General features: G+C 65.5%; 12 protein-coding genes. 6 read left to right on the forward strand and 6 right to left on the reverse strand.

The window, feature by feature from the left end; genetic code table 11:
- Positions 1-84: 84 nt before the first annotated feature.
- Positions 85-1,203, reverse strand: coding sequence for a hypothetical protein (locus ACZ3H8_RS06435; RefSeq protein ID WP_467398219.1), 1,119 nt, complete (start codon positions 1,201-1,203; stop codon positions 85-87).
- Positions 1,204-1,781: 578 nt separating this feature from the next.
- On the reverse strand, positions 1,782-1,958 hold the full coding sequence (locus ACZ3H8_RS06440; protein WP_467398222.1) for a hypothetical protein: 177 nt from the start codon (positions 1,956-1,958) through the stop codon (positions 1,782-1,784).
- 313 nt (positions 1,959-2,271) lie between these two features.
- On the opposite strand from ACZ3H8_RS06440, the gene ACZ3H8_RS06445 reads away from it, so the two are divergent.
- From ACZ3H8_RS06445 to ACZ3H8_RS06465, 5 genes are all read left to right on the forward strand, one after another.
- On the forward strand, positions 2,272-3,765 hold the full coding sequence (locus ACZ3H8_RS06445) for a hypothetical protein (RefSeq protein ID WP_467398224.1): 1,494 nt from the start codon (positions 2,272-2,274) through the stop codon (positions 3,763-3,765).
- A 455-nt stretch (positions 3,766-4,220) separates the two neighbouring features.
- Positions 4,221-4,451, forward strand: a complete 231-nt coding sequence (locus ACZ3H8_RS06450) for a hypothetical protein (protein ID WP_467398226.1) — start codon at positions 4,221-4,223, stop codon at positions 4,449-4,451.
- A gap of 1 nt (position 4,452) precedes the next feature.
- Positions 4,453-4,728, forward strand: coding sequence for a hypothetical protein (locus ACZ3H8_RS06455; protein ID WP_467398229.1), 276 nt, complete (start codon positions 4,453-4,455; stop codon positions 4,726-4,728).
- Positions 4,728-4,934: a hypothetical protein gene (locus ACZ3H8_RS06460; RefSeq protein WP_467398231.1), complete on the forward strand. Its 207-nt coding sequence runs from the start codon at positions 4,728-4,730 to the stop codon at positions 4,932-4,934. The genes ACZ3H8_RS06455 and ACZ3H8_RS06460 overlap by 1 nt, the downstream gene beginning before the upstream one ends.
- A 372-nt stretch (positions 4,935-5,306) precedes the next feature.
- Positions 5,307-8,699, forward strand: coding sequence for a tetratricopeptide repeat protein (locus tag ACZ3H8_RS06465; protein WP_467398233.1), 3,393 nt, complete (start codon positions 5,307-5,309; stop codon positions 8,697-8,699).
- 299 nt (positions 8,700-8,998) lie between these two features.
- On the opposite strand, the gene ACZ3H8_RS06470 is transcribed toward ACZ3H8_RS06465, so the two are convergent.
- Positions 8,999-9,928 carry a DUF4344 domain-containing metallopeptidase gene (locus ACZ3H8_RS06470; protein ID WP_467398236.1) on the reverse strand — a complete coding sequence of 310 codons (930 nt, stop codon included), beginning with the start codon at positions 9,926-9,928 and terminating at the stop codon, positions 8,999-9,001.
- A gap of 1,044 nt (positions 9,929-10,972) precedes the next feature.
- Here ACZ3H8_RS06470 and ACZ3H8_RS06475 point away from each other — a divergent pair.
- Entirely contained in the window at positions 10,973-11,194 is a 222-nt protein-coding gene (locus ACZ3H8_RS06475; RefSeq protein WP_467398238.1) for a hypothetical protein, read from the forward strand.
- 307 nt (positions 11,195-11,501) lie between these two features.
- Here the strand turns inward: ACZ3H8_RS06475 and ACZ3H8_RS06480 are convergent, their stop codons facing one another.
- The 3 genes from ACZ3H8_RS06480 to ACZ3H8_RS06490 form a co-directional block, all read right to left on the reverse strand.
- On the reverse strand, positions 11,502-12,575 hold the full coding sequence (locus ACZ3H8_RS06480) for a pentapeptide repeat-containing protein (RefSeq protein WP_467398240.1): 1,074 nt from the start codon (positions 12,573-12,575) through the stop codon (positions 11,502-11,504).
- 347 nt (positions 12,576-12,922) lie between these two features.
- Positions 12,923-13,129 carry a DUF397 domain-containing protein gene (locus tag ACZ3H8_RS06485; RefSeq protein ID WP_467398243.1) on the reverse strand — a complete coding sequence of 69 codons (207 nt, stop codon included), beginning with the start codon at positions 13,127-13,129 and terminating at the stop codon, positions 12,923-12,925.
- The gene (locus tag ACZ3H8_RS06490) at positions 13,126-14,013 is read right to left on the reverse strand and encodes a helix-turn-helix domain-containing protein (protein ID WP_467398245.1); all 888 of its coding nucleotides are present in this window, start codon (positions 14,011-14,013) and stop codon (positions 13,126-13,128) included. The genes ACZ3H8_RS06485 and ACZ3H8_RS06490 overlap by 4 nt, the downstream gene beginning before the upstream one ends.
- Positions 14,014-14,087: the final 74 nt, after the last annotated feature.

A 14,087-nucleotide genomic window follows, 5' to 3' on the forward strand; every position in this document is an offset into this window, starting at 1 on the left:
CGGCGGTTACCCGGCCGGCACGCCATCCGGGAGGGCTGACTGCGCGTGATGTACTGGCGCAGCAGGGTGGTGCCGTTGTCTGAACTACGCCTTTGGCGGCGCGTCTGGGCTGCGGCCTATCAAAGACTCGATGTACTTCTGGACGAGTTGAAGGCTGATGTCGGAGAGGCAAGCGGTCTCTGTATGGCTGCCGTATTTCATCTCGTCGGCTTTCAGCGCTCTCGGGATCCCTTGGCCTCGCACCCAGGCTTTTACCTGGCGCTCGAAGGCCCATGCATCTCTGGTGAGGTCGAAGTCCCAACGTGCGCTCAGCTCCCAACCCTGGGAGACGTGCTGGGTCAGTCGTTGTTCGATGTTGGCGATACCCCACTTCAGGACTTGGTGGGCGTCGTGGACAACGAGGTAGAGGTAGCCGGCCTTGGCGGGATTGATGCCACGCTCAGCGCAGGTTGGGCAGCCGCGTTGCGTGCCACGAATGTTGTGCAGCGTCGGCCCGGGATCCAGGACCGTTTCGCAGGTCATGCAGCGAGCTTTCCAGGGGAGTTCTGTGCTGCCGGGATAGGGCACGAGCGGATCGAGCGCCTTCCCCAGCATGCTGGCGATGGCTTCCTCCTCATCGAGCCGCAGGGCATCTGCGATCTTCTCCGAGCGGCACGACCAGCATTGATGGCCGCGGATGCGGACCTTGGCGTAGGTGGGGGTTCCGACGTGTCCGCAGTGCAGGCAGCGACACAACCAGGGCTGCAATGATCCCGGATAGTCGATGAGAGGCTCCAGGTCGGCCTTGCCCATCAGCTGCCGCGCCGCTTCGTCGGTGACATCGCGTCCAGCGCAGTTGGTGCAGCCGCCGCGGCCTCGTTGGACGTGCGCCAGCTTCTTCGGCTTGATGACGCCGCAGTGGACGCACCTCGCAGCCCACTGTTTTCCGGCGCCCGGGTATTCGTCCAGTGGATCCCAACCCCACTCGAGCATGACAGCAGCAGCCGTCGCCCCATCGCGAGTGAGTTTGGCTGCGATCTTGCGCGACCGACACGTTTTGCTGCAGACGCCGCTCCCCTTGTTGACGACGTCGTTGTAGCGTGGGGAACTCACCTCAGTGCAGGTCAAGCAGCGGCATTTCCAAGGCAGTTGTGTGCCGGGAAAGGGTTCCAGCGGGCGCGCTCCTCGGTCAAGCATTGCCTTGACAGCTTCGTCTTCGGTCACTCGTCGTGGCATTGGGTAAGCCGCCTCGGTCATGACGTGGCGCCGGGCGCAGTCAGACACTCGCATTGAAAGACATCCTATTCCACGGCCTGCCCAGCCTCACGGTCCTGGGGGGGTTGAAATTTTTTCCCCGCCCCACAACGGCGGCCAGCTCCGCGATGAGGGCCTGGTGCTCACCCAGAAGGGACGCGGGACGTTTGTCCGCGACCCTTAGGCACCCCTCGGCACCGAGCCGGGCAGCAGTCCCGCTTTCGCTGCCCTGGCGGAAGAGCTCAGCTGCATTCATGACGCTCTCCGTCAACTCGGCGAGCGTCTCGACCGCCTTGAGCAGTCGGCTGGCAACGACTCTCCAGCCTCGCGGTGACTTCAACCGCGCGCCTCAGCAGCCGTTCGGCCGAGGAGCGCGCCTCACGCAAACCCGCTTTGATCACTGCGAGTTCTGCGGGAGTGAGGCCCCTGCTCGTTCGCGCGCTCATTGATCCCTGGCATGCCAACGAGCATGTGGCCGCGAACAGCAGAGGACCCGGACAGAATGTTCGGGTCCTCTTTCCTTGCAGGTCAGGCATGTTGACGATGCATCACTTGGTGACTTCGTCCACGGCGTCGAGGACAGCCGACCAGGGCAGCTCTCTGCCTGGCGGCGCGTCGCGCGGCTCGTACAGAGGCCCGACGTCCGGCCCGTACACGAGGCGCACGCCTGCCTCTCGGAGTGTGTAGGTGTCGTTGCCACGCAGGATGCCGTGCATGCGCCGCATTCACCCGAGGGAAGACCACGACAGGAAGTCCGAGCGTCCCGATGGCTTCGCCCACTTGGGTCAGCGCCTGATTGTCCGCGATCCCTGTCGCGAGCTTGGCGATCGCGGACTGCCACGGCGCGGCGTGAGCCGAATGGGGTGGGCGTCTGCTTGGGTGAGCGGCGCCCAGAACCCGTGCAGCCAGTAACCCGCACGGCGTAGCGCTCAGCTTGTCCGAGGCTTGCGCGTTGACCTGGACACTCCAGCGCTGAACCGCTGCGCACCCGGGGTGCCCCACATGCGTTCGCGTCTCCTTCCGGGTCAGCCTGGTGCCGTGAACAGCCAACCCCTGATAGTGGTGGAGCCGCCGGACAGCCGTGGATTGCGGGACGTCCGCGTGCGCGGTGAGGTCGTCGGCCGGGCCTGGTCTCTGCAAGACCTACGCAATCTGTTGCGCCGTGCCGGAGTCCCGAAGGACCTGGACCTCGAGGACAGTGAGCTTATCCATTGGCGTGGCGGCGGATTCGAGGCCTGGCCGGACCGTTCTTGGAGGCGGCGAGCAATATCCGTCCTCATGGCTGCAGGTCTCCTCATCACGGCAGGCGTGCTCGGCAGAATAGGGAAAACGGACATCTCGGAGGCCCTGACGTACGGGGGGCGCGTGGCGGGCGCCACGTTTCTCTTCGCAGGTGCTGTGGAGCTGATCGCGGCAATTGCTGTCTTCGACTACTTGGGGAAGCGGCGCTGGGTTTACTCTGGAGCGGCGGTTCTCATAGGCGTCGTGATCGCACTGGCCGTGAATACTCTGCTGCTATTCATGCAGATCGATGCCGGAGAATACACTCATTACGCTTGGATCTGGCCCACTCTCCTGCTCTGGTCTTTCTGGGCACTGTGGAAGGTCAACCCTCAACAGATATGGAGGCAATCACCCCATCCCAAGAAAGTCGCGATCGGTGCAGCAGTAACGGCGCTCATCGCCATCGCCAACTTGATCTACTCGCAGGTGTATATACCGTACAGCAATCCCGTTACCGTGCGCATGGTGGTCAAGTTTGGAAAACCGCAGCTCAACGCCGAGCGCACGGTCCTTTATCTTCCGATGACCGTGTCAGTCAAGAACAGCGGAAAGGTGCCCTTCTATATTCTGGGTAGCCTTTATGAGGTCTACGGGCGCTCGGCTGATTTCACCGAGAAGGCCAGGGGGATGAAGGATTGGAAGGGTGACCTTCAGGCTGGTGGCGACGTGGAACGTAATATCAAGGTATTGGGACGTGAATTGATTAGTTCCGGTGCGATCATAGCCGACGAAAGCGGTTCCTTTTTGGAGCCGGGTGACGATTTTAGCGAAGTTAAGATCGTCAGCATCTCCGCAACCTCCGAATTCGATTCGATCGATGGTTCTGCTCAGGCTGTGGTCTTGAGGAAGGATCGGGGAACGCTCAGCAGCGACTACGCCGACTCGGCGACTGCATCGTGGTATGAGGATCTTTCCCACGCGGAAGATGCTCCCAAGTGGGTGGCTCAGGCGGGGGACGAGTACATTAAATTTCATGCCCGACTTCGTTACAGCACCGAGATTCTCAATGTGACCCGTCGCCCTCGGTACGTCACTCTTTGGCGGGTGGCTCATAAGTCGCCCGACGTCAAGTTCGATGAATACAGCAACATAATTGCGACAATTTCGCTGAAGGGTGAAGAGGGGCGTGAGCCCAGCGCACTCGAATGGGATGAAACCTCCGAAAGCTACGGTCTGTTTTGGATGTACAGCGGGACGGTACGGGAGTCGTTCGCGGCGCTGGTCAAGCCCCCCACGGGACAGCGCTGATTCAAAGTCCTCCGCGAACAGGCCCGCTACCTGGTCGAGGAGAAGAACGCCCACTACATCCTGGTGGTCAAGCGCAACCAGCCGCAGCCGATCGCCCGCATGATGAGGGGTGACACAGGTGAATGACGACACCGAGGAATTGCGTCTGGGGACTCTGGTCGGTCGTCGCCAGGTGACGCCACTGACCCCACCTTTGGCTGTTCCTTCGGTTCTCCCCTTCGGCGAGCTTTCCCCGCCGGTCGTTGAACGCCTGGTGAGGGAAGTGATGTGGCTCGTCGACGGAATGAACGATGAGGCATCAGCGGTCAGCCTGAGCGCGGATTGCTCCTGTTCCAAGCACCTGGCCAGGGTGTCGTCACTCGAGCTTCCCTACGTTCTTCTACGGACAGGGCGAGCCCTTCGTATGGTTGGCCCACCCAGGGGCGTCGGGTGTGGCTTTCAAGCTTCTGCCGCTTATGGCTTCCATCGATTGGCCGCCCGACCTGGTGCAGGCCCATCGCGACTGGAACCGCACCTACGCGGAGCTTGCCGGGCATCAGGCTCCGTACACGGCGCTGCGGCGCCGTCTGGTGCAGCTGTCCTGCCGTCTTGCCGTGCATCCGTTCTGGGGCGCCGAGCCGGGACGGTCGAGCGGAGCTCCAAGGTCGCGGTGGCCAAGTTTGCTTGGCGTGGCCGCGAACGCCTGACTTGCTCCGTATCAAGGAGAACGCGCTCGTCCTCCACTCGATGAGGTGGCCGGACGAGATCCGCGACCCGTCCGAGCTGACCCCGCAGCCGATCGAGCTGGACGACGAGGAAGTCGAAGCTGCGATCCAGCTCATGGAGACGATGGCGACCGAGGACATCTCCGGATACACGGACCACTACCGCGAAGCCCTCGAAGAGGTCATCGCAGCCAAGGCCGCGGGCAAGAGGCCGCCCCAACCGGCGGGCAGGAACCGGCCGGACCGGTCGTCGACCTGATGTCCGCCCTCAACGCCTCCGTCCAGGCAGCAAAGCAAGCGCGCGCCGAGGACGGCGAGGACGCCACGGTCCACGAGATGCCGAAGAAGCGCACCGCGAAGAAGACGACGGCCACAGCCAAGAAGAGCACTGCGGCCACTAAGAAGACCGCGGCCAACAAGGCACCCGCGAAGAAGGCCGCCAGCCGCAAGCCGAAGAGCGCCTAGACCCAACCAAGCCCCGGACACGCGCTCCAAGCGTGTCCCAGCTGTCCGACTGTCCGGTTAAGCCTGCGATCTGAGGAAACGAGCCGGACAGCTCAAAGTGCCGCTGTCCGGGCTGTCCGGTCACAGACCAGCTGCAACACCGGGGGCAGCCCATCAGCGGAGCCGACCACACGTGGGCGGCGAATTGCGAGGGGTGTCGGCGTACGCCCGATCGGGCTCAGGCAAATACGCGGCTGCGTACCCAGCATAGACGGGCGTTGAGAACGGGACCGGACACCAAAGACGTCCTCCACAACGTGGTGAGTGGCGATACTACTGGCGGGACCAGCGCCGTGAACGGTGGGCATGGCAGGCCGAGCGAGGGGTGGAGGCATGTCGGGGTCGGGGCATCGGAGCCGGTCGCGTGGTGAGCTGATCCGGCAGCGTACGCGGTCGCAGTTCGTAGGTCGGCGGGCGCAGTTGTCGCTGTTCGCGGAGAACCTGGCGAAGGATCCGGAGTCGGAGGGGGATCCGGCGGAGTTTCTGTTTCATGTGCGCGGGGTGGGTGGGGTGGGGAAGTCCACGCTGCTGCGGCAGTGGCAGGAGGTGGCGCGGCGGGCGGGGGCAGTGACCGCGGTGGTGAACGAGAGCGACGTGCACGGCGTGCAGCAGGCCCTGGCCGAGCTGGCCCGGCAGTTGGCCGAGCAGGCAGGCCCGCTCAAGGAATTCGACCGGGCAGCCGAGCAGTTCCGCCGGGAGCAGGAGGCGGCCGCCGAGCCGGTGCCGGCGGAAGGCGCCGGGGCGGCGGAAGGCGAGGTGTCGGTGTCGAGCCGGGTGGTGACGCAAGCCGCGCTGGGTGCGGCGTCGCTGATCCCGGGGGCCGGGGTGGTGACCTCGATGGCAAACCCGGACGCCGCGGCCCAGGGCCTGGACCGGCTGCGGGCCGGTGTTCGAGCCCGAGGCCGTCGGGCACGAGGGGGTGACGTCGCCGGGGTGAGCCGGGCGTTTGTCTCTGAGCTCGGCCGGTTGTGTGGTCGATACCAGTGGGTGGTGCTGTTCTTCGACACGTGGGAGCAGACCGGGCGTTACCTGGACGGGTGGTTGCGGGATCTGCTGGAGGATGCGTTGGGGCCGGTGCCGGTCAACGTGATGGTGGTGCTGGCCGGACGGGACGAACTCGCGGAACGGGAGTGGGCGCCGCTGCGGGCGTTGGTGGCGGACGTGCCGCTGGAGGTGTTCACCGACGCGGAGACGCGGGCGCTGCTGGCCGCGCGGGGGGTAACGGAGCCGGGGGTGGTGGAGGCGGTGCTGCAGCTGTCGATGGGACTGCCGCTGCTCGTGGAACTCCTTGCCCTTGCCCGTCCTGGGGCCGCCGAGGACGTGGACGCGGACGGGGACGTGGTTGACGCGGCGGTCGAGCGTTTTGTGCAGTGGATCACGGATCCGCGCCAGCGTGAGACGGTCCTGGCATGCGCGCTGGCGCCGCAGCTGAACGAGGACGTCTTCGCCGCCGCCGCACCACAGGAGGCGCGGGGCTTGTGGGGGTGGCTGTGCGGGCAGCCGTTCGTCAGTGGCCGCGGCGACTTCAAGCAGTACCACGCAGTGGTACGCGCGAGCATGGTACGCCAGCAGCGCACCCACTCCCCGCAGCGCTGGACCACAGCACACCTCCGGCTCGCCGACACTCACGCCACCTGGCGCACCGCCGCCGAGCAGGGCCTTCTCGAGGAGAAGCGGTGGGGCGATCCCCGGTGGCGTCGCCACCGCCTGGACGAGACCTACCACCGGCTGTGCGCACACCCCGCAGCCCAGTTAGCACCCGCGCTGGAGCAGGCCGTCCTTGCCGCCGGACCGGATACGTCGATCCTGCGGCAGTGGATCGACGCCCTCGAACAAGCAGCCAACGACACCACGGATCCTGCCCTCCTGTCTTGGGCCGACCGCCTTCAGAACGCCGTCACCGGCGACGAGCCCGCCCTGGCCTCCCTCACCGCGCTGCTGACCCACGGCCATATGAGCGCTACTGCCCGAGCCTGGGCCCAGACCTACCGCGCCCGGCACCTCTACCTCGCCGATCGCGATGAGGAAGCTATCGCCGAGCTGGACCGTGCCATCGCCACCGACCCGCACAACGCTCGTGCCTGGGCCTACCGAGGCGACGTTCACCGCTGGCTCAGCCACACCGACCAGGCCATCAGCGACCTGACGACCGCACTCGACCTCAGCCCCGACGATGCCTGGGCCCTCGCTCGCCGCGGAGAAGCCCACCGGGAAGCGGGCCGCGACGACCAGGCCATCGCTGACTTCACCGCCGCTCTCGACCTCGACCCCACCTACGCCTGGGCCCTTGGTTCACGAGGGCAAGCCCACCGGGAAGCGGGCCGCTACGACCAGGCCATCGCCGATCTCACCGCCGCTCTCGACCTCGACCCCGCCTACGCCTGGGCCCACGGCTCACGGGGAGAAGCCCACCGGGAAGCGGGCCGCTACGACCAGGCCATCGCCGACTTCACCGCCGCTCTCGACCTCGACCCCACCTACGTCTGGGCCCACGGCTCACGGGGAGAAGCCCACCGGGAAGCGGGCCGCTACGACCAGGCCATCGCCGATCTCACCGCCGCTCTCCATCTCGACCCCACGCTCGCCTGGGCCCTTGGCTCACGAGGGCAAGCCCACCGGCAGGCCGGCCGCTACGACCAGGCCATCGCCGACTTCACCGCCGCTCTCGACCTCGACCCCACCTACGCCTGGGCCCTTGGCTCACGGGGAGAAGCCCACCGGCAGGCCGGCCGCTATGACCAAGCCATCGCTGACTTCACCGTCGCTCTCGACCTCGACCCCACCTACGCCTGGGCCCTTGGCTCACGAGGGCAAGCCCACCGGGAAGCGGGCCGCTACGACCAGGCAATCGCCGATCTCACCGCCGCTCTCCATCTCGACCCCACGCTCGCCTGGGCCCTTGGCTCACGAGGGCAAGCCCACCGGCAGGCCGACCGCTACGAGCAAGCCATCGCCGACTTCACCGCCGCTCTCGACCTCGACCCCAACTACGCCTGGGCCCTTGGCTCACGGGGAGAAGCCCACCGGGAAGCGGGCCGCTACGACCAGGCAATCGCCGACTTCACCGCCGCTCTCGACCTCGACCCCAACTACGCCTGGGCCCTTGGCTCACGAGGGCAAGCCCACCGGGAAGCGGGCCGCTACGACCAGGCAATCGCCGATCTCACCGCCGCTCTCGACCTCGACCCCACGCTCGCCTGGGCCCACGGCGCTCGCGGAGAAGCCCACCGGCAGGCCCACCAATATGACCAAGCCATCGCCGACTTCACCGCCGCTCTCGACCTCGACCCCACCTACGCCTGGGTTCTTGGTCAACGAGGCGTCGCTAGCCGGCAAGCGGGCCACTACTCGCGGGCGCGTGAAGATCTTGAGCGGGCTGTCACATCCGAGCCCCATGACCCTGGTCTTCTGTTCGAGAAGATCATGCTGGACACGGTGAAGTCGGGGCTCGCGGGATGCGTGGAGCAGTGGAGCGAGTTGCTCACCTCCCCGACGGAATCACCGGAGGCTGACGCCACCAGGTTCTTTGGCCTGCTCCGGGTGCTGCTCCTTGAACCGGAAGCCAACGTGGCGGAGGCAACCGAGGTGTTCCTCTCAGGAGGCCCGGACCACGACGCCGTCACAGACCTGCTCCACTACTTGGCCGAACTCTCCGCCCTGGGCGACGAACCAGCAGACCGCGCGCGGCAGTGCCGTCACCTCATCGCGGAGCGGGCCTCTGAATGAGCGGCAGGGTAGTGCTTCCGTTGCGCAGCACCACCCAATACGCCCGACAGCCGTGCGAGAAGGAGCGGGAAAGCCGTTGGCCGACCACGGTCAGGGTCACGTGCTGGTGCACTTCTGCATCCCGAGGTGCGTACCACAGCGCTCTGGCGTCCAGCGCCACACAGCTGAAAGCGTGACTTTCCGGGCTGTCCGAGGAGAGAGGGTGTAACACCCCGGGCGTTACAGCCCGTCGGCGACGCCGACGTTGAAGACCGTGTCTTTAAGGGTGGCCGGAGATGCGGGCCGATGGCTCTGAGTGCTCATTGCCCGCTGCGGATCTTGTCGAGCTCCTTCGCGAAGGCCTTCGTCTCCGCGATCAGCTGGTCGCGTGCGTTCTCCTGCGTCTTGTTGCCCTGGTCCTTGAATGCCCCGCTGAAATGTGGCTTGAGTTGGGTCCACCAGCCGAAGTCCAGCATCGCCCATGCCTGCGGACACAACGGGGCGCGGGTTTTCGGCAGGTAACCGGCACCGACCAGGGGCCCGCGGAACCTCTTCGGGTCGCTCCCCTCGAGGTAGCAAAGGAAGTTGAAGACCCGTTGCTGGGTGACGGGGTGATCGCTCGAGAGCCCCTCCAGCGTCAGCTTGCCCTCCTTGCGGGCGAGCTCGTCGAAAAGGATTGCGGCTGCCAGCGACGGATCCGGTCCAACCTCGTTGACGGTGTAGAACGACGCGAACCCGTCGGCGGCGTCCTCCTCGAGGCCGAGGTTCGCAAGCAGAAGCTGACGCTGCAGGGCATGGCCCATCTCGTGGCCGAAGATGAACTGGGTCGACAGCGCGGTCAGGTCGTCGGCGTTGAACCTGGCCCTGGGGAACAGGGCGGGACGCTTGACGGTCTTGACCACGTTGCTGAGGACCCCTTCGATCTGGGTCAGGAACGGCGGGGGCACAAAGATCGTCCTGCCGTCGGGCTGGGCGACCGCATCCGTAACCCCCGGTGGGACCTTGTCGGTGACTTTCACGACCAGGTCATGCGGGAGGGCGAGCGACGTGTTCACCCAGTCGGCGACCTGCTCGAGCACGCGGGACTTCCGGATCACCGCTACGGCCTGCCGGTCCTTCGGCTTGATCGCGTTGTCCTGGTAGACGACCGTGACCTTGCCGTTCGCGGCAGCCTTGTTGCCGTCGCCGCCACACGAGGCGACTGCGAAGCCGGCGACGAGCAGCGCCACCGCGAAGGCAGTCCTGGACATGGCCGAGTACCCACCACTGCTCAGCAACCTAGTCAGCTCTTTTCCTTGGTCAGGGCGTTGGGGCGGGCGGTTGTACTTACGTGGTCTCCGGAGCCACTTCCCGATGCCGGAGGAGGGACTCGAACGTAACGAGCCGGGGACGGCGAGCGGTATCGCAGGTTCGATCGTGCCGACGGCCGGATGCCGGAGGCAGGACTCGAACCTGACACGCGGATTATGATCGACGGACCCTTCGTCCGCAATGATCCATTTACAGCGGTTTTCGTCCCACTTGCGCTGGCCACCTACGCTATCGATGCCACACGTCAGCGGGTCCGACTGTCGCGCAGTGAGCGGTCGGCGGACCCGGCCGTGGCCGTCAATGCAGCCGTGACACCGGCGGTGGATCACCTCCGGGGAATTGCCGACCCGTCGAGCCACCTCCGGAGCCGTGTGCGCAGGTTCGAATCCTGCCGGGGGCACTTCATCGGGACCAGCGTGATCATCCCGCTGGCCTGCAGAAGTGCCAGACTTCAAGAGCCGGACCCAGTCTCACTGGGTCCGGCTCCCTGTCGTTTGTGACTTCCCTTATTTCTGGGCCGTGTTCTAGATGATTAATTTGCCCAGTCCTTTTCCGTGAGCAGCCGGTCGCGCGCTTGGGATTCCCGGGCCCATCGCTCGATGATGAGACATCCCCGTAGGCCGGGACCGGCAGTCCCGTCGACTACGAGTTCATGGCGCAGTGGTCCAGAGGGTGAGTCGAACAGGTGCTACTGCGCTGCGCCGATCTGGTTTCTTCCCGGAGACCGGGCTCGTCTCCCGCGACGTGAGCGTGCCCCATCCCGCCTCGGGGAGGTGACAGTGCTGCTTCCCGAGCCCGAGACAGCCTCCACCGGCCGCGTGGCGGCGTAGAGGATGCAGTCGCAGAACGCCACCAGCCGTCTGCCCCGGTGGCGAGGGACGGAACCGACAAGTCTGCTTTGGGCCGCGGGGACCGGGGGCATCCCCCTCACACGCAAGACGCGGGGGCGTCACTTCGGGGGACGCTTCGGGCAGAAGGGGGTCGTGAGGACGGTGGAGTACTTCGCGGTAGTGATCGGGATCTTCGTGGTTTTCGTTGTGCTCGTGTTCATCGTGTCGGTGGCCCTTGCCGCCGGCGGAGGCAGTGCGTTCTCCCTGCGCCGGCGGTTCGTCCGACGGCGGCACGTCGTGTGGCGGCTCCCCATCGTCCTGTTTGTGTGGGCGGGGACTGAGGCGGCTGACGCGGGGCAACTGGTCCTGGCTTGACCAGCCTTGCTGGTTGGCCAACGACGTCTTGAGGTGGGCCCACGCGACCTCGACGGGGTTGAGCTCGGAGCGTAGTGCGGCAGGTAGTAGACGTGCGGCCGGTCGCGAGCTGCGACTGGCCGCCTCATCCGCAGGCTGCGGTGGGCGCGCCTCGCCGAGATCCGCGAGACGCTAAAGGGCCGGGCCACCTCCCGTTCCGTCGCATCCTCAGCGCACATGTCGACAGCCTCGAACCGCACTTGCTTTCGCCTGGCCCGTTCATCGGCGGACAGACCGCACCGAATGATTCCGCGCGTTCGAAGCCGCGCTAGGTGGCTCGCTTGCGCCCCTTTTCGAGCTTGGCGATGCGATCTTTGACTATGCCGTTGCTTGCGAGATCTTCCGATAGTCCCGTACTGCTGTCGATCAGTGCCCTGACGAGCTGTGGAACCTTCAGGCCGTTGACATCCTCAAGCTGGACCGACGCCAGTACTGCCTCTGCGAGGTCTGCATTGGCAAGATTCGCATTCCTCAGGTCTGCACCCTTCAGGCTTGCTTTGCGGAGCACCGCGCCTTGCATCTGAGCGCCCCTCATAACTGCGTCACTGAGATCAGCGCCGGCTAGATCCGCTTGGTCCATCTGCGCTAGGCAGAGGTCAGAGCCCTGGAGGTTGATACCGGCGAGGCGGGCTCGCTGCAGGTTGGCTCGTCGCAGGGAGGAGGCTGTTAGGTCGATGCTCTCGGTTCCTTCTGCATAGTCTCGTCGCGCTATCACCGTCAGGGCGGCTTGGACGTCCACGGTGATGTCCGGGGGTTCCATCCATGGGTCCTCCGGCTTCGCGGGCTCCCCCTTGTCCTTTTCCTCGGTGCGCGGCGGGTTGCGGATGAAGGCGGAGAGTACTTCGAGGACGGTTCGGCGGTCCTTAACGCTGTCGCGCATGATGCGTTCCAGTGAGTAAATGCCGCCCAGCCTCTGGGTAATGTTGTCGGAGCTGAGGATCTTGATCGCTTCGACGTATCGGTTTGTTACTTGGGCTTCGAGTGTCAACTCCGCTTGCTCTCGGTCCCTGGTTTGGGTGTGCCTGAACTGTTCCTGCGCGTGCTCGAACTGCTGTTGCGCCAGGCTGAACTGGTCTTGGCTCTGGGCGAACTGCTTGCGAGCGAGGCGGTGGTTCTTGCCGGTGTAGTAGAGGCCGAGTGCTCCGATGGCGCCTGCGGCGAGGGCGACGAGCATGGTTCGGAAGCCGGTGACGATGATGCCGGCACTGGGGGCGAGCTTGTCGTCGCGGACGTGGTGGCCTTCGAAGTACCAGGGGCCCCAGACGAGGGCAGCGAGGAGGAGGGCTCCGGCCGCAGCACCAGTTACTCCCCAGACGAGTTTGCGCTTCGTCGTTGGCGTCATGGCGGGATGATGTCCTCACCCGATGTGCGACATGCAATGAAGTGGGTTGTTTAGAGCGGGATTTGAGGTTGAGGCGTCAGGCTGTCTGGGGGAAGGGCTGCCGCCAGTGGTTGCAGCCGTATCGTGCATGAGAGCCGTTGCCCGCCCTGTTGCCAACGCGAGGTCACACTCGCCTGGCCAGGCAGAGAGCCGCGCTCTCGTGACCCACGCGATCGACTGGATCGAGCGGATCACCCTTGCCATCGCCAAGGTGCTTGACTGACCTGCGAGTTAGCGGCTGCGCTATTCGCGCGAGGGCGCTGCGGACTGTCGCACCCCAGCGCCCTCAGCGTTTGCGGACCGAGGGGTCAGCGCCCAGCTGCGAAGTCCACGAACGCCGCCCACTCGGACGCCCGGACCGAGAGGTGCGGTCGCCGAACGTTCTTGGAGTCACGGATGTAGACCATGGCAGTGTCGACGGCGACCTCGATGCACTCACCGCCTTCAGCACCGCTATAGCTGCTTTTGAACCAGGCGAGATCCGCCTTACCCTGTCCAGGCTTTTCGGTGTTCATTGCTCTCCCAGCAGCTTCTCGATCAGGCTCAGGGACTCGCGAGGGGTGAGAGCCTGGGCCCGGATGCTTCCGTAGCGTGCCGCCAGGATACGGACCTCTTCAGGATCTGTGATGAGCCGACTGACGCTCTGGACCTCTACGTAGCCGACCTGCTGGCGCCCTTTGGGCGTGAGGAGAATGAACGGGCCGTCTACCCCCGCAGGCTCCTCGCACGCTGTCGGCAGTACCTGCAAAGTGGTGCTGCGTAGCTGCCCCAGACGCAGGAGCTGCTTCAACTGATGAAGCTGAACTTCTCGGCCGCCGATCAACCTGTGGAGGACGGACTCATCGATGACTGCGCTGACAATGGGGGCGGGCCATCGCGTCAGAATCTCCTGCCGTTCGAGCCGGGCGGCGACTCGCCGTTCGATCGTTACGTCGTCGAGTGGAGGCTGTCGGGCCTCCAGCAGGTTCCGTGCGTAGGCCTCCGATTGCAGCAGCCCCGGCACCGTCAGCGTGCTGTAGAAGTTGACCTCGACTGCCTCTCCCTCGAGTCGCGCATAGTCGCGGAACCAAGCCGGATGCCTTACCCGCGCCCTCGCCTTCGCTCGCGCCACGTCCTCCTTGGTTGCCTTCAACAGGCCGCCCGCGCCCAGCAGATCGTCCGCCGCGTTCAGCAACTCCGGCTGTGGCGTCCTGCGCCCGCGCTCCAAGGCCGAGATCAGGTCCTCGCCGTACCCCAGCCTGTCCCCGAGTTCCTTCTGCGTCCAGCCGGCCCGTTCCCGCAACAGCTTCAGTTGCTTGCCGACGGCTCGGTACAGATCCGCCGCGCCGTCCGCGTCCTCCGGCGGATCCGGGCGCCTCTCGGCGTCCCCCTGCTGAGCTTCGTTCAGTACCACGACCACCCGCCACCCCGAACAGACAACCGAACGTACTGGCACGTACACTCTCCGTGCCGATGGTTTCCGGTCAGCGTACG

It is taken from the genome of Streptomyces sp. NPDC002868 (assembly GCF_055563295.1).